At 60.3% G+C, this 16340-nt stretch carries 15 protein-coding genes; 8 read left to right on the forward strand and 7 right to left on the reverse strand.

Translation table 11 applies throughout. The annotated features are described in order from the left end of the window. The 4 genes from PSH65_RS25310 to PSH65_RS25325 form a co-directional block, all read right to left on the reverse strand. Positions 1-591: a YceI family protein gene (locus tag PSH65_RS25310; protein ID WP_201059816.1), complete on the reverse strand. Its 591-nt coding sequence runs from the start codon at positions 589-591 to the stop codon at positions 1-3. A 232-nt stretch (positions 592-823) separates the two neighbouring features. Further along, positions 824-1153, reverse strand: a complete 330-nt coding sequence (locus PSH65_RS25315; RefSeq protein WP_305423042.1) for an amidase — start codon at positions 1151-1153, stop codon at positions 824-826. Beyond that, positions 1150-2244: a serine hydrolase gene (locus tag PSH65_RS25320; protein ID WP_305423043.1), complete on the reverse strand. Its 1095-nt coding sequence runs from the start codon at positions 2242-2244 to the stop codon at positions 1150-1152. Before PSH65_RS25320 ends, PSH65_RS25315 begins: the two co-directional genes overlap by 4 nt. A gap of 187 nt (positions 2245-2431) precedes the next feature. Beyond that, positions 2432-3313, reverse strand: a complete 882-nt coding sequence (locus PSH65_RS25325; protein ID WP_305423044.1) for an acyl-CoA dehydrogenase — start codon at positions 3311-3313, stop codon at positions 2432-2434. 154 nt (positions 3314-3467) lie between these two features. On the opposite strand from PSH65_RS25325, the gene olsB reads away from it, so the two are divergent. Next, complete coding sequence (gene olsB / locus PSH65_RS25330; RefSeq protein ID WP_305423045.1) at positions 3468-4223, forward strand: L-ornithine N(alpha)-acyltransferase; 756 nt, start codon at positions 3468-3470, stop codon at positions 4221-4223. Then, positions 4223-5014, forward strand: a complete 792-nt coding sequence (locus PSH65_RS25335) for a 1-acyl-sn-glycerol-3-phosphate acyltransferase (protein ID WP_305423047.1) — start codon at positions 4223-4225, stop codon at positions 5012-5014. The genes olsB and PSH65_RS25335 overlap by 1 nt, the downstream gene beginning before the upstream one ends. A 106-nt stretch (positions 5015-5120) precedes the next feature. On the opposite strand, the gene PSH65_RS25340 is transcribed toward PSH65_RS25335, so the two are convergent. After that, positions 5121-5699: an ACP phosphodiesterase gene (locus tag PSH65_RS25340; RefSeq protein ID WP_305423048.1), complete on the reverse strand. Its 579-nt coding sequence runs from the start codon at positions 5697-5699 to the stop codon at positions 5121-5123. A gap of 154 nt (positions 5700-5853) precedes the next feature. Here PSH65_RS25340 and PSH65_RS25345 point away from each other — a divergent pair, with 154 nt between their 5' ends. From PSH65_RS25345 to PSH65_RS25355, 3 genes are read left to right on the forward strand one after another with little or no spacing between them, the layout of a single operon-like run. Then, the gene (locus PSH65_RS25345; protein WP_030132713.1) at positions 5854-6174 is read left to right on the forward strand and encodes a helix-turn-helix transcriptional regulator; all 321 of its coding nucleotides are present in this window, start codon (positions 5854-5856) and stop codon (positions 6172-6174) included. 2 nt (positions 6175-6176) lie between these two features. Next, entirely contained in the window at positions 6177-7343 is a 1167-nt protein-coding gene (locus tag PSH65_RS25350; protein ID WP_007903798.1) for an MFS transporter, read from the forward strand. A 21-nt stretch (positions 7344-7364) separates the two neighbouring features. Next, the gene (locus PSH65_RS25355) at positions 7365-8414 is read left to right on the forward strand and encodes an alkene reductase (RefSeq protein ID WP_192344313.1); all 1050 of its coding nucleotides are present in this window, start codon (positions 7365-7367) and stop codon (positions 8412-8414) included. Between the two features lie 97 nt (positions 8415-8511). Here PSH65_RS25355 and PSH65_RS25360 read toward each other — a convergent pair whose 3' ends face one another. Then, entirely contained in the window at positions 8512-9396 is an 885-nt protein-coding gene (locus tag PSH65_RS25360; protein WP_305423050.1) for a DMT family transporter, read from the reverse strand. Positions 9397-9558: 162 nt separating this feature from the next. Continuing rightward, positions 9559-10191: an efflux system transcriptional repressor EmhR gene (gene emhR / locus PSH65_RS25365; protein WP_038979269.1), complete on the reverse strand. Its 633-nt coding sequence runs from the start codon at positions 10189-10191 to the stop codon at positions 9559-9561. Between the two features lie 265 nt (positions 10192-10456). On the opposite strand from emhR, the gene emhA reads away from it, so the two are divergent. From emhA to emhC, 3 genes are read left to right on the forward strand one after another with little or no spacing between them, the layout of a single operon-like run. Further along, the gene (gene emhA, locus PSH65_RS25370) at positions 10457-11614 is read left to right on the forward strand and encodes an efflux RND transporter periplasmic adaptor subunit EmhA (RefSeq protein WP_305423051.1); all 1158 of its coding nucleotides are present in this window, start codon (positions 10457-10459) and stop codon (positions 11612-11614) included. 3 nt (positions 11615-11617) lie between these two features. Beyond that, positions 11618-14782, forward strand: a complete 3165-nt coding sequence (gene emhB / locus PSH65_RS25375; protein WP_305423053.1) for an efflux RND transporter permease subunit EmhB — start codon at positions 11618-11620, stop codon at positions 14780-14782. Beyond that, positions 14782-16242: an efflux RND transporter outer membrane subunit EmhC gene (gene emhC, locus PSH65_RS25380; protein WP_305423054.1), complete on the forward strand. Its 1461-nt coding sequence runs from the start codon at positions 14782-14784 to the stop codon at positions 16240-16242. The genes emhB and emhC overlap by 1 nt, the downstream gene beginning before the upstream one ends. Positions 16243-16340: the final 98 nt, after the last annotated feature.

The raw sequence follows: 16340 nt of genomic DNA on the forward strand, positions 1-16340 counted from the left end.
TCAGCGCGCCGTGAAAATCAGCACCGCACCCACCGGCACCGACAGACTGATGGCCGACAAACCGGCAACCTTGCGCAAGCTTTCCAGGCCCGGAGCCAGGTCGAAATCTTCAGCGCTGATCACCAAAGGCTCAAGGGTCACCACTTGAAAGCGCCGGTCATCGAGACGGGTCGCCAACAGTTCGGCGTTGTATTGGTGTTGTTTGCCATGCAGGTTGACGGTCAGCGGCAGGCGCAGCTCCAGTTGCGCACCCGGCGCCAGGTCGTTGATCGGCCGCAGATCGATCTGCGTGGTAATCAGCGCTTCAGGGAACGTCTGGATCTCGAACAGTTCCTTGCGCATGCGTTCGTCGCGCAGCGGTATGCCGCTGTTGACCGACTCCAGCTCAACCTCTACCTGCGCCAGGCCTTTGGGATCGACCTTGCCGTGCAGCACCAGAAAGCGCTGCACTTCGGAGATGTTGGCGTTTTTAGTGCTGATGAACGACAGCCGCGAAGACTCGCCATCCAGATACCAATTGGCCTGGGCCGACACGGTGACACCGGCCAGCAGCAGGAAGGCGAGGGTTTTGCAGACAAAGCGGTTGAACATAGAGACTCATGGGCAGATAAACCTGAGCGAACCTTAACCGCCCTGAGACAGGTTGCAAACTTTCTGTTACTCCAACCCGACCTTGGTGGCGAGGGAGCTTGCTCCCGCTGGAGTGCGAAGCGCTCCCAAAATCAGACAATGAGTTCTTCCAGTCAGACCTCGGCCGCTGGCATTACGACTGCTGCGCAGCCGAGCGGGAGCAAGCTCCCTCGCCACAAAAAACTGACCACTGTCAGGGTTGCAGGCGGCAGCCTTGGCGCTCGCCGATCCACTGTGCGCTATTGCTGCGCCCCATCCCGTCGACCGTCACCTGCTTGCTGGCGGCGTCATCGACGAAACCGCTGGTGGGCAAATACTGCTTCACATAACCCTGGCAATACTCGGCCGAATTATTCATCACATAACGGCACGAGCAGTATTCCTTGGCGGTGTAGGCGCTGATGATGTCGGGGAAGGCCCACAGCGCCACACGTTCCTGCCAGACCCAGCCGAGCAAGGCGATCAGCAGCACCAGCAACAGCGTGCTGAACGGCCGACGACGAATAAAACTGCGGCGGCTCATGGCTGCACCTTCACGGCAAATGCCTTGAGCGCGAGGTTGAGCAATTCGTTGTGCCGATAACTTCCATCGCGATCATCGCCGTAGCGCACGATCACCAGCTTTTCGCTGGGAATCACGTACATCGCCTGGCCCCAATGGCCCAGCGCGGCGAAGGTGTCGGCGGGGGCGGCGGGCCAGGGTTGGGTTGCGCCCTCCACCGCACGATTGAGCCACCAATGCCCGCCGGGCACCGCTTCATCCTGGTTGGCTTGATAGCGGGCGAAAGGCTCGCGGCTGAAGTCGACCCAATCTTTGGGCAGCAATTGCCGCTCACGCCAACGACCATCGCGCGCCATCAACAGGCCGACCCGCGCCAGATCCCGGGCAGTGAGATAGACGTAGGACGATGCGACAAACGTGCCCGTGGCATCCGCTTCCCACACCGCACTGCGAATCCCCAAAGGTTCGAACAGCGCGGTCCATGGATAATCCGGATAACGGGCCGGGCCAACGATGGTTTTCAGCGCGGCGGACAGCAGGTTGCTGTCGCCGCTGGAGTAACGGAATGCCTGACCGGGTTTGGCGTACTCGTCGTGCTCGGCAGTGAATGCGGCCATGTCGCGGTGTCCACGGGTGTAGAGCATGGCTACCACCGAGGACTTCAATGGGGCGTATTCGTAGTCTTCCTGCCAGTCCAGGCCGGAGGCCCAGTGCAGCAGGTCGGCCATGGTCATGGCGGGGTGTTTTTCCAGCGGTGGATAGAATTTCTGCACCGGATCCTGGAGTTTGAACAGCCCTTCGCCATAGGCCACGCCGAGCACCGCGGCCATCAGGCTTTTGCTGATCGACCAGGTCAGGTGCGGCGTTTCAGCAGTGGTCGGGCCGGCGTAGCGTTCGTAGACGAGTTGGCCGTCGCGGATTACCAGCAAGGCATCGGTGCGAATGCCTTGGTGAGTGGCATCGTCGCGGGGCGGGAAGGCGTAGTTTTCCAGGGTTTGAAGTGCCGGGCCGGTGACTTTCGGGCCGGGCGACCATTGCTCGGCCGGCCAGTTTTCGGCGTGGGCCGCGAGGCTGAGCAGCAGCATAAAAATCAGGGACAAGCCTTTGAACATGAGGGGCGCTCGGAGGGATGAACCTGCAGAGCCTAGTCGAGGTTGATGACAGTTCCGGGATTTGTGTCGCCAATAAGGCCGCCATCGCGGGCAAGCCTCGCTCCCACAAGGATCTCTGGTGTGCAAAATATTGTGTACGGCGCAGATCATGTGGGAGCGGGCTTGCCCGCGAAGGGTCCCTTCAGCCTTACGACAATCCCGCCAACGCCTTGGCCAACCGTTTCCCCCGCGCCCCGGCCGCTAAATCCATCACGCTCTGATCGCGCTGCCACATCGCCGCCCATTCTGGCGGGCCATCGGCCAGGGCCTGATTCACTTCAGCCTTGAGCCCATCGAACTGCGCAAACAACCCGCCCAGCAACACATGCCCAGCCGGATTGTTCGGCGCCTGGCGGCTGACTTCCGCGCACCCGGCCAGCAGCGCCAGCAAGCGCAGTTGCAAGGTTTGCGGCCAGTCGCTGTCCTGGCCAACGCCGAACAGCCACGCAGTCATGGCGCTCAGCACATAGATGTCTTCCAGGGTTCGGAACGGTTTGACGTAAGCATCCCAACCATCCCCCGCCAGCAATTCACACAGTGCGTTGTCGAGAAACAACCGGCCGTGGCCTATGTCCGGCATCAGTGGCATCGGCGCGAGCTTTTCCAGACGTACACCCGGTTCGCCGGGGTAAACCACCGCAAGGTTCAAGCGCGGCACTTCGCCGGGTTCTTCACTGCGAGCAGCCACCAGCAACCAGTCGGCGGCATCGCCGGCGGTGACGAAATCCTTGCGCCCGCTCAGGCGCAGATCGCGCAACCTGGTCTGCATGTCCGCCACCCGCAAACTGCGCTGTTCGGTCGCACACAACGCGCCGAGGCTCAGCGGCGCGCTCGGCCAGAGCATGCGCAAAGCCGCCTGATAACCCACCAGAAACGCCAGCCCCGGTGTCGCCATCAGCCGTCCACCGACCACCGCCAGTTCGAACGGCGTCACCGCGCCCAACTGTTGCAACAAGGTTGCAAAGCCTTCGCCCAGGTCCGGGTTGGCGGGCAGACGATCGCGGCGGTTCAACAGAGATTGCCAGGGCATAAGAGGCTCCTCGTGGGCTGTCATATAAGCATCACCAAAGCTTCATGGCGATGACACCGGGGCTACATAGCCTGACTTTGCACAACACGGCTGCATAAAGAAAGTCGATCGGCTGCAACCCTAGACGGGTGGCCAGCCCGTACGGAGACTCACAATGACTCAGATCGCCCGCATCAGCGACACCGGCAATGAACGCCGCCTGCAAGCCGAACGCCTGGTGGGCACCGAGGCGTTGCAGGAAGCCCAGGCCTTGCGCTTCAACGTGTTCAGCGGCGAATTCAACGCCAAGCTGAAAGGCGCGGAGCTGGGTCTGGACATGGATGACTATGATGTTCACTGCGCCCACATCGGCGTACGTGACTTGAACACCGGGCGCCTGGTGGCGACCACTCGTTTGCTCGACCACACGGCCGCCAGCAGCCTGGGCAAGTTCTACAGTGAAGAAGAATTCAGCCTGCATGGCCTGGTCCATTTGAAAGGCCCGATCCTGGAAATCGGTCGCACCTGCGTCGACCCGGCCTACCGCAACGGCGGCACTATCGCCGTGCTCTGGGGTGAGCTGGCGGAAGTGCTGAACCAGGGCGGCTACAGCTATTTGATGGGGTGCGCGAGCATACCGATGCAGGACGGCGGCATTCAGGCCCACGCGATCATGCAACGCTTGCGCGAACGTTACCTGTGCACCGAACACCTGCGGGCCGAGCCGAAGAAACCATTGCCGACGCTGGCAATTCCATCGAACGTCATCGCCGAAATGCCGCCACTGCTCAAGGCCTACATGCGCCTGGGGGCGAAAATCTGCGGCGAACCATGCTGGGACGAAGACTTCCAGGTGGCCGACGTGTTCATCCTGCTCAAGCGCGACGAGCTCTGCCCGCGCTACGCCAAGCACTTCAAGGCGGCTGTGTAATGAGCCGCTTGCGGGTGTACGCGCGAGTTGCGCGAGTGCTTTTGGTGGTGACGCTGGGCTTGAGCATGGCCAGTGTGTTCGGTTTGTTCGAGCGACTGGGGATTGCCCATTCGATGGTCCGTCGCCAGCGCTGGTCGCGGTTTTTCATGGCGCGGCTGAGCAATGCCCTGCCCTTTCGCGTGACCGTGCATGGTGAGTTGCCGAAGGCGCCGATGCTCTGGGTCAGTAATCACGTGTCCTGGACCGACATCCCATTGCTGGGCATGCTCACGCCGCTGTCGTTCCTGTCCAAGGCCGAAGTGCGCACCTGGCCGGTGGCGGGCTGGTTGGCGGCCAAGGCGGGCAGCCTGTTCATTCGCCGTGGTTCAGGCGACAGTCAGCTGATCCGCAAACAAATGACCCGTCATCTGGAGCAGGAACATCCGCTGCTGATGTTCCCCGAAGGCACCACCACCGATGGCCGTTCGCTGCGCACGTTTCATGGTCGTTTGCTGTCCGCGGCGATCGATTCCGAAGTGGCGCTGCAACCGGTGGCGATTCGTTATCTGCGCGATGGCGAACTCGATACCCTGGCACCGTTCATTGGCGATGATGATTTGCTCTCGCACCTGATGCGCTTGTTCGCCAATGATCGGGGTGAAGTGGAGATTCACCTGCTCAAACCGATCGAGTGCCAGGACCGGGAGCGTGCGGCGCTGGCGTTCGAAGCGCAGCAGGCGGTGCAAAGGGCGTTGTTTGGGGCGATTCCGGAAACGCAGCAAATCCCGATGCGCCCGGCTATTGCTGCTTAATCACAACTCCCTGTGGGAGCGGGCTTACCCGCGATGGCGGCTAAACATTCAACGATGATGTTGAATGACATACCGCAATCGCGGGCAAGCCCGCTCCCACGGTTATTTATGTAGTTGGATAGTTTTGGGCAAAGTCCTGCAACTGCGGATAGAACAACCGGAAATCCTCGCTCAACGGCTCATACAATACCCGTAATTCCTGCATCGCCCGCGCCAACTCCTCCGGCCGGGTCAACCTGCGCGAAATCCCGCGCAACACCTGCTCAAGCACTTCGAACTCCTGATAAGCCCCCAACCAGTCATTGGCCACCATGTGCGGCGCAATCTTCGCCAGGCGCTCCGGCAACTGCGGCTCGGCCAACAGCACCCGGTAAACATCCGAGGTGAACTGCCCCAGCGGACGGTCGGCATACAACTCCCAGTCCCGCGCCAGGCAGTGGTCGAAAAACACATCGAGCACGATCCCGGCGTAACGCCGGCGCGTGATGGAAAACCGCGACAAGGCGATGTCCACCAGCGGATGGCGATCGGTAAACACGTCGATGCTGCGATGCAACTGAATGGCCGTCTCGATCTCCGGATCGAACTGCCCTTGCAGCCGCCCTTTGACGAAATCGCCATACAGACTGCCGAGCATTTGACCGGGGCGCTGGCCACCGAGGTGCAGATGTGCGAGATAGTTCATGCGCGCAGCTTAACACCGTGCCATCCATATCGTTATAACCCGATATACAGATTCATGCGGTCATCAGACCAAAATCATATTGGTATATCGCGAAGTACCGATTTAAAGTTCGCCTCATCGCGATATAGCGTTTTACTCATCACGAGCCCCAATCATGACCATCGACCTCGACGAAATAATAAAAGCGCTGGCACACCCAGTACGCCGAGACATCCTCATCTGGCTGAAAGACCCCAAGGTCCAGTTCCCGGAACAACTCCACAACCATGAGTACGGCATCTGCGCCGGACAGATCGATCAACGCTGCGGCCTGTCGCAGTCGACCGTGTCCGCCCATTTGGCGACCTTGCAACGGGCGGGATTGATCAGCAGCCAGAAGGCCGGTCAATGGCATTTTTTCAAACGCAACGAGGACGTGATTCAGGCGTTCCTCGATGCCATCGTCAAGGAGCTCAGCGCTCCGACAAGGAACTGACAATGCCCCTCTCGCTACTCATTCTGGCCTTGAGCGCCTTCGCCATCGGCACCACCGAGTTCGTCATCATGGGCCTGTTGCCCGAGGTGGCGGCTGATCTTGGTGTGTCGATCCCAGGCGCCGGCTGGCTGGTGACCGGTTACGCCCTAGGCGTGGCCATCGGCGCACCGTTCATGGCACTGGCCACCGCCAGACTGCCGCGCAAGGCCGCATTGGTAGCGTTGATGGGCATCTTCATCATCGGCAACCTGCTCTGCGCCCTGGCCAGTGACTACAACGTTTTGATGTTTGCCCGTGTGGTCACCGCGCTGTGTCACGGCGCCTTCTTCGGCATCGGTTCGGTGGTGGCGGCCGGTTTGGTGCCGGCCAACAAACGTGCGTCAGCCGTGGCCTTGATGTTCACCGGCCTGACCCTGGCCAACGTCCTTGGCGTGCCGCTGGGCACCGCGCTCGGTCAGGAAGCTGGCTGGCGTTCGACCTTCTGGGCGGTGACGGTGATCGGTGTGATTGCGCTGATCGGCCTGATCCGCTTCCTGCCGGCCAAACGCGACGAAGAGAAACTCGACATGCGCGCCGAACTGCGCGCCCTCAAAGGCGCCGGCATCTGGTTGTCGTTGAGCATGACTGCATTGTTCGCCGCCTCGGTCTTCACCTTGTTCACCTATGTCGCCCCTCTGTTGGGCGAGGTCACCGGTGTCTCGCCACGCGGCGTGACCTGGACCTTGATGCTCATCGGCCTGGGCCTGACGGTCGGCAACATCATTGGCGGCAAGCTGGCTGACAAAAGCCTGGCTGCGACGCTGATCGGTGTGTTCATCACCATGGCGGTCGTGTCCACCGTGCTGACCTGGACCAGCATTGCCGTGATCCCCACCGAAATCACCCTGTTCCTTTGGGCCACCGCTTGCTTTGCCGCCGTACCCGCCCTGCAAGTGAACGTGGTGACCTACGGCAAGGCGGCACCGAACCTGGTGTCGACCCTGAACATCGGCGCTTTCAACGTTGGCAACGCGCTGGGTGCCTGGGTCGGCGGCAGCGTCATCGCCCACGGTTTCGGCCTGACCCGCGTGCCACTTGCGGCCGCCGCACTGGCGGTGCTCGCCCTGCTGGTGACCCTGATTACTTTCCGTCAGAGCGGCGATGCCGAGCTGGCCCCCGCTACTAACTGATCGCTAAAAGAGAGCTACTTCATGACGACTATTTTCGATCCGATCAAACTGGGCGACCTCGAGTTGGCCAACCGCATCATCATGGCACCGCTGACCCGCTGCCGCGCCGACGAAGGCCGTGTGCCGAACGCGCTGATGGCCGAGTACTACGTGCAACGTGCCTCTGCCGGCCTGATCCTCAGCGAGGCCACGTCGGTCACGCCGATAGGCGTGGGCTACCCGGACACTCCCGGTATCTGGTCCAACGACCAGGTGCGCGGCTGGAGCAACGTGACCAAAGCGATCCACGGTGCTGGCGGCAAAATCTTCCTGCAACTGTGGCACGTGGGCCGGATTTCCCACCCCTTGTACCTGAACGGCGAAGCACCGGTCGCACCGAGTGCCATCCAGCCTAAGGGTCATGTCAGCCTGGTTCGTCCATTGGCCGACTTCCCAACCCCGCGCGCACTGGAAACCGCTGAAATCGCCGACATCATCGACGCTTACCGCGTGGGTGCCGAAAACGCCAAGGCCGCTGGTTTCGACGGCGTGGAAATCCATGGCGCCAACGGTTACCTGCTCGACCAGTTCCTGCAAAGCAGCACCAACCAGCGCACCGACAACTACGGCGGCTCCCTGGAAAACCGTGCGCGCCTGTTGCTGGAAGTGACCGATGCCGCCATCGAAATCTGGGGCGCGGGCCGCGTGGGTGTGCACCTGTCACCACGTGCCGACCTCCATGACATGGGCGATGACAACCTGTCCGAGACCTTCACCTACGTCGCTCGCGAACTGGGCAAGCGTGGCATTGCCTTCATTTGCTCGCGCGAGAAAGAAGCCGGCGACAGTCTCGGCCCACAACTGAAAGAAGCCTTCGGCGGCCCGTACATCGCCAACGAACGCTTCACCAAGGACAGCGCCAACGAGTGGCTGGCCAGCGGCAAGGCTGATGCGGTCGCCTTCGGCGTGCCGTTTATCGCCAACCCGGACCTGCCGGCGCGCTTGAAGGCCGATGCGCCGTTGAACGAGGCGCGTCCGGAGCTGTTCTATGCGAAGGGTCCAGTCGGTTACATCGACTACCCGGTGTTGTAACGTGCGCCATTGAAATGCAAAAGCCCCGACTCGAAAGAGCCGGGGCTTTTGCGTATGGAATGGAAGATCAAAGGATTGTCCGAAGGCTGCGCTCTTGTCAGCGCTTGCGCTGCCCCCAGGCGACCGCAAGACCGCTGAGGCAAATCACCGCGATACCGATCACGCCAAAGCTGTCCGGGGTATGGTCGAAGATCAAATACCCGTATATCCCGGCAAACAGAATCTGCCCGTAACTGAACGGTGCCAGCATCGCCGGTGCCGCATGGCGGAAGGCTTGGGTCAGCAGCATGTGACCGAGCATGCCGCAAGTGCCCAACCCGATCATGAACAGGCTATGCAGCAGCGTCGGCGTGCTCCAGAAGAACGGCAACAGCGCAGTCATGATCAGGCTATTGAGAATGCCGGTGAGAAAGTTGCTGGTGGTCGGGCTGTCGATACCGCTGAGCAGGCGGGTGAGCAATTGATAGAAGCCAAAACACAAGGCCGAGCACAGTGGCAACAAGATCGCCGGGGTGAACAGCGCACCGCCGGGCCGCACGACGATCAACACGCCGACAAATCCACCCACCACCGCCAGCCACTGATTGCGGGTTACCCGCTCATGCAGCAACGGTACGGACAACGCGGTCACTAATAAAGGAGCAAGAAAAGTGACGGCGGTGGCTTCAGCCAAGGGGATGTAACGCAGGCCGGTAGTGAAAAACAGGCTCGTGCCGATGAGGCACAGGGCGCGTAACAATTGCAAACCCGGACGCTTGGTGCGCACTACCACCGAGAAACCACTGCGTGGCACGAAAATCACCAGCATCAACAAGGTGTGCACCACGTAGCGTGCCCACACCACCATCACGATCGGATAAAACCCGGACAGGTACTTGGACAACGTGTCGTGACTGGCGAACAACAAAACCGCCAGGCAGATCAGCGCGATACCCTTTATCGGCTGCTCGGCGCCCTTGTAGCCCGGGTTGTTAACATTCATTCACACACTCGACACAAAATCCCTACAAAATACGTAGCTCGCTACCTATCAACCTGGCAACCGTACGTATATAAAAGCACCCCATCACAGAAAGGCGAGTGAAGCAGGGACATTTCCCCGCCCCAAGTCTTGACACAAATGGATCCAATTACGCATTTTGTTTCAATTGCGCAGGCTGGGACTCAAGCGCAGCATATCCAACCCTGTATCGACACAGCGCTCGGCTTCGGTGTGCAGTTGAAAACTGTCGGGAGCCAATAGCCACTGATACAGAATGCCATCGATGTACGCATGCAGGCTGATGGCCGCGCGGGCAGTGTCGAGGTTTTCCGGCAACTGCCCGCGATTCACCGCATTACTCAGGGCCAGAGCGATCCGCACATTGCAATCGAGACTGGCCGTCCGGCGCTGCTGGCGCAGATCGCACATTTCATCGGTGAATTCGCACTTATGAAACAGAATCTCGTTGATGCGTCGGGTTTTCGGGTCCAGGGCAACTTGATGAAACAAATGAATCAGCAGTTTGCGCATGCAACCCAGCGGATCGAGTTCATCTTCGCTTTCACTGGCCTTGGCCATTTCATCCAGGGGCTCATGCAAGGTATCGAGCATCGCCTGCACCAGATCCGCCTTGTTACTGAAATGCCAGTAGATCGCCCCGCGTGTCACGCCGGCCAGAGTAGCGATATCCGCCAGCGTCGTGCGCGCCACGCCCCGCTCGTAAAAGGCCTTTTCTGCCGCTTCGAGTATCTGGCTTCGGGTTTCTTGAGCTTCCTCTTTGGTACGACGGACCATGGCAGTAAAACCTCAATCAGGGGTGCTTCAGCGATGTCTGAATATCAGCTGAATAAAAGTGGGGCGAGCGCTCTTGGGCGTCTCATCAGGCCTACAATTCAAACCTTTGAACGGCTTTTGTAACCATGTAGGTACACCGCCAAGGCCTTTACAAACAACCATGAACGTAAGTATATTCCTTAGCAAGCTACTTATCCACCCGGTAGAAATTTTTTAACCTTCCACCTTTCTTGTGCGCAATTGCGCGCCTGACCCGAGGATCTTCATGCAATTCAAGCCAGCTGTTACCGCTCTGGTTACTGCCGTCGCCCTGGCATCGCTGCTCAGCGGATGTAAAAAGGAAGAGGCGGCACCAGCCGCACCAGCCCCTCAGGTCGGCGTCGTAACCCTGCAACCTCAAGCCTTCACCCTGACGTCCGAACTTCCGGGGCGCACCAGTGCGTTCCGCATTGCCGAAGTTCGCCCACAGGTCAACGGCATCATTCTCAAGCGACTGTTCAAGGAAGGCGGCGACGTCAAGGCCGGTCAGCAGCTCTATCAGATCGACCCGTCGGTCTATGACGCGACCCTGAAAAGCGCCGAAGCCAACCTGCGTTCGACCAAGTCGATCTCCGACCGCTACAAGCAACTGGTCGACGAACAGGCTGTCAGCCGTCAGGAATACGACACCGCGCTGGCCAACCGCCTGCAATCGGAAGCGTCCCTGCAGACCGCGCAGATCAACGTGCGCTACACCAAGGTTTACGCACCGATCTCTGGTCGCATCGGCCGTTCTTCGGTGACTGAAGGCGCACTGGTCAGCAGCGGCCAGACCGACGCCATGGCCGTCATTCAGCAACTGGACCCGATCTACGTCGACGTCACCCAGTCTTCGGTGGAGCTGCTTGAGCTGCGCCGCGAACTGGAAAGCGGTCGCCTGCAAAAGGCTGGCGATAATGCCGCCGCGGTCAAGCTGACTCTCGAAGACGGCAGCCAGTACACGCTGGACGGCAAGCTCGAGTTCTCCGAAGTTTCGGTTGACCAGACCACCGGCTCCGTGACCCTGCGTGCCGTGTTCCCGAATCCTGATCACACCTTGCTGCCGGGTATGTTCGTTCACGCCCAGCTGCAGGCCGGTGTGGACAGCGCGGCGATTCTGGCCCCGCAACAAGGCGTGACCCGCGACCTCAAAGGCTCTCCGACCGCGCTGGTCGTCGGTCCGGACAACAAGGTCGAACTGCGTCAGCTCAAGGCCAGCCGCACCGTCGGTAACCAATGGCTGATTGAAGACGGTCTGAAGGCCGGCGATCGCGTGATCACCGAAGGGCTGCAATTCGTCAGACCTGGCGTTGAAGTCAAGGCCACTGAAGCCACTAACGTTGGCGCAAAGAGCCCGGCCCCCGCACAGGCAGCTAACACAGCTGTCGGCGGCAAAGGGGAGTAAACCATGTCGAAATTTTTTATCGACCGTCCGATTTTCGCCTGGGTGATTGCCTTGGTGATTATGCTGGTCGGGGCTCTATCGATTCTCAAACTGCCGATCAACCAATACCCGAGCATTGCGCCTCCGGCCATTGCCATCTCGGTGACCTACCCGGGCGCATCTGCACAAACCGTGCAGGACACCGTGGTGCAGGTGATCGAGCAACAGCTCAACGGTATCGACAACCTGCGTTATGTCTCGTCGGAAAGTAACTCCGACGGCAACATGACCATTACCGCGACCTTCGAGCAGGGCACCAACTCCGATACCGCGCAGGTTCAGGTCCAGAACAAGCTGAACCTGGCCACCCCGCTGTTGCCGCAAGAAGTGCAGCAACAGGGCATCCGCGTGACCAAGTCGGTGAAAAACTTCCTGATGGTCATCGGCGTGGTGTCGCGTGACGGCAGCATGACCAAGGACGACTTGTCCAACTACATCGTGTCGAACATGCAGGACCCGATTTCGCGCACGGCCGGTGTCGGTGACTTCCAGGTCTTCGGTGCCCAGTACGCGATGCGGATCTGGCTCGACCCGGCCAAGTTGAACAACTTCAACCTGACCCCGGTGGACGTAAAAACCGCCATCGCGGCACAGAACGTCCAGGTCTCGTCCGGTCAACTCGGCGGTTTGCCTGCCCTGCCCGGCCAACAGCTGAACGCGACGATCATCGGCAAGACTCGTCTGCAGACCGCCGAGCAGTTCAAGGCGATCCTGCTGAAGGTCAACAAGGACGGCTCGCAAGTGCGTGTCGGCGACGTTGCGGAAGTCGGTCTGGGTGGCGAAAACTACTCGATCAGCGCCCAGTTCAACGGCGCTCCGGCCTCCGGTCTGGCGGTGAAACTGGCCAACGGCGCCAACGCCCTCGACACCGCAAAAGCCCTGCGCAATACCATTGACACCCTCAAGCCGTTCTTCCCGGAAGGGATGGAAGTGGTGTTCCCGTACGACACCACCCCGGTGGTGACCGAGTCGATCAAGGGTGTGGTTGAAACCCTGGTCGAAGCGATCGTGCTGGTGTTCCTGGTGATGTTCCTGTTCCTGCAAAACTTCCGCGCCACCGTCATCACCACGATGACCGTGCCGGTGGTATTGCTGGGTACATTCGGGATCCTCGCGGCGTTCGGTTTCAGCATCAACACCCTGACCATGTTCGGTATGGTGTTGGCCATCGGCTTGCTGGTGGACGACGCCATCGTCGTGGTGGAAAACGTCGAACGGGTCATGAGCGAAGAAGGATTGTCACCCAAGGAGGCCACCAAGAAATCCATGGGGCAGATCCAGGGTGCCCTGGTCGGTATTGCCCTGGTTCTGTCGGCGGTACTGTTGCCGATGGCGTTCTTCAGTGGCTCCACCGGTGTGATCTACAAGCAGTTCTCGATCACCATTGTTTCGGCCATGGCCCTGTCGGTACTGGTAGCGTTGATCTTCACCCCGGCACTCTGCGCCACCATGCTCAAGGCGATTCCGAAAGGTGAGCACGGCACGCCGAAACGCGGCTTCTTCGGCTGGTTCAACCGCAGCTTCGACCGTGGCGTCAAAAGCTACGAGCGCGGCGTGGGCAACATGCTCGCGCACAAGGCTCCGTATCTGCTGGCGTACCTGATCATCGTAGTTGGCATGATCTGGCTGTTCACTCGTATTCCAACGGCGTTCCTGCCGGAAGAAGACCAGGGCGTACTGTTTGCACAGGTGCAGACACCGGCTGGTTCCAGCTCCCAGCGCACGCAAGTGGTCGTGGACGAAATGCGCGAATTCCTGCTGCGTCCGAGCAAGGATGGCGGCGAAGGCGATGCGGTGGCCTCGGTGTTTACCGTGACCGGCTTCAACTTCGCCGGCCGTGGTCAGAGTTCGGGTATGGCGTTCATCATGCTCAAACCATGGGAAGAACGTAACGCCGACAACAGCGTGTTCAAACTGGCGGCCCGTGCTCAACAGCACTTCTTTACCTTCCGCGACGCCATGGTGTTTGCCTTCGCGCCACCGGCGGTACTGGAACTGGGTAACGCCACCGGTTTCGACGTATTCCTTCAGGACCGCGCCGGTATCGGTCACGAAAAGCTGATGGAGGCACGTAACCAGTTCCTCGGCATGGCGGCGCAAAGCAAGGTCCTGTCGCAAGTCCGTCCTAACGGCCTGAACGACGAGCCGCAATACCAGCTGGAAATCGACGATGAGAAGGCCAGCGCCCTGGGCGTGACCCTCACCGACATCAACAACACCCTGTCGATTGCCCTGGGCAGTAGCTATGTGAACGACTTCATCGACCGCGGTCGTGTGAAGAAAGTTTACATACAAGGCCTGCCTGGCGCTCGCATGAGCCCTGAGGACCTGAAGAAGTGGTACGTGCGCAACAGCGCCGGCACCATGGTTCCGTTCTCGGCGTTCGCCAAGGGTGAGTGGATCTACGGTTCGCCGAAACTGGCCCGTTACAACGGCGTAGAAGCGATGGAAATCCTCGGTGCCCCGGCGCCAGGCTATTCCACCGGTGAAGCGATGGCCGAAGTCGAAGCCCTGGCCAAGAAACTGCCGGCCGGTGTCGGTATTTCCTGGACCGGCCTGTCGTACGAGGAACGTCTGTCCGGCTCGCAAGCGCCAGCGTTGTACGCCTTGTCGCTGCTGATGGTGTTCCTGTGTCTGGCGGCGTTGTATGAAAGCTGGTCGATCCCGATCGCGGTGATGCTGGTGGTACCGCTGGGGATCATCGGGGCACTGATGGCGACCAGCCTGCGCGGCCTGTCCAACGACGTGTACTTCCAGGTGGGGCTGTTGACCACGATCGGTCTGGCGGCGAAAAACGCCATTCTGATCGTCGAGTTCGCCAAGGAACTGCATGAGCAAGGACGTAGCTTGCGCGATGCCGCGATCGAAGCCTGCCGCATGCGTCTGCGACCGATCATCATGACCTCGCTCGCGTTCGTGCTCGGCGTGGTACCACTGGCCATTTCCACGGGCGCCGGTTCGGGTAGCCAGCATGCGATCGGTACCGGGGTGATTGGCGGTATGATCACGGCCACTGTGCTGGCGATCTTCTGGGTCCCATTGTTCTTTGTCACCGTGTCGTCCATGGGTCAGCGCAAAATCGCCGACCAAGATGACGACGCTATTGAACCTTCTAAAGAGGCTGGCTAATGAGCAAGTCGCTACTCTCCATCGCAGTCGCCGCCTTCGTGCTGAGCGGCTGCTCGCTGATACCCGATTATCAGCAACCTGAAGCACCGGTGGCGGGCCAATACCCGCAAGGCCCGGCGTATTCGCCGGCCCAGGCGCCCAACCAGGCTGCCGCCGAACAGGGCTGGAAGCAGTTTTTCCACGACCCGGCGCTGCAACAGCTGATTCAGACCGCACTGGAGAACAACCGTGACCTGCGCGTCGCGGCACTGAACATCGACGCTTATGCGGCTCAATACCGCATCCAGCGCGCCGACCTGTTCCCGGCTGTTTCGGCTACCGGCAGCGGCAGCCGTCAGCGGGTTCCGGCACGGGCCTCGCAAACTGGCGAAGCGAACATCAGCAGCTCCTACTCGGCCACTGTCGGCATCAGCGCCTATGAGCTCGACCTGTTCGGTCGTGTGCGCAGCCTGAGCGAAGAAGCCCTGCAGAAGTACTTCGCCACCGAAGAAGCACGCCGCAGCACGCAGATCAGTCTGGTGGCCAGCGTGGCCAATGCCTACCTGACCTGGCAGGCTGACAAAGAGCTGCTGAAACTCACCCAGGAAACCCTCGGCGCCTATGAGGAGAGCTACAAGCTCACCTCGCGCAGCAACGAAGTGGGTGTAGCCTCGGCGCTGGATCTGGCCCAGTCGCGCACCTCGGTGGAAAACGCCCGTGCACAACTGGCCAAATACACCCGTCAGGTCGCCCAGGATGAAAACAGCCTAGTATTGCTGCTCGGCACCGGTATCCCGGCCAATCTGCAAGCGGCCAAGCCACTGTCGGACGACCTGCTGAGCGAAGTGCCGGCCGGCCTGCCGTCGGACTTGCTGCAACGCCGTCCAGACATCCTTCAGGCCGAGTACAACCTCAAGGCTGCCAACGCCAACATCGGCGCGGCACGGGCTGCGTTCTTCCCGAGCATCAGCCTGACCGCCAATGCCGGCTCCCTGAGCCCGGACCTGTCCGGTCTGTTCAAGGGCGGTTCGGGCACCTGGTTGTTCCAGCCGCAGATCAACCTGCCGATCTTCAACGCCGGCAGCCTGCGCGCCAGCCTGGATTACTCCAAGATCCAGAAAGACATCGGCGTGGCGAACTACGAGAAGTCCATTCAAACGGCCTTCCAGGAAGTCGCCGATGGCCTGGCCGCACGCCAGACCTACACCGAGCAGTTGCAGGCTCAGCGTGACTTCGTCAGCGCCAACCAGGACTACTACCGTCTGGCCGAGCGTCGCTACCGCATTGGTGTCGACAGCAACCTGACCTTCCTCGACGCCCAGCGCCAGCTGTTCAGTGCCCAACAAGCGCTGATCACCGACCGTCTGGCGCAGCTGACCAGCGCAGTCAATCTGTACAAGGCGTTGGGTGGTGGCTGGAATGAACAGACGGCGAAGAACGAGCCGCTGAAAGAAGAAGCGCCGAAGATGAAGTTGTTCTGATAGCGCGGTAAACACGAAGCCCACCGATTGGTGGGCTTTTTGTTGGCTGCGATCTTTAGATCTTTAGATTTTTTGCTGTTCGATAATCGCCCAGAACC

Origin of the sequence: Pseudomonas sp. FP603 (assembly GCF_030687415.1) — a bacterium.
Taxonomy (GTDB): Bacteria; Pseudomonadota; Gammaproteobacteria; order Pseudomonadales; family Pseudomonadaceae; genus Aquipseudomonas; species Aquipseudomonas wuhanensis.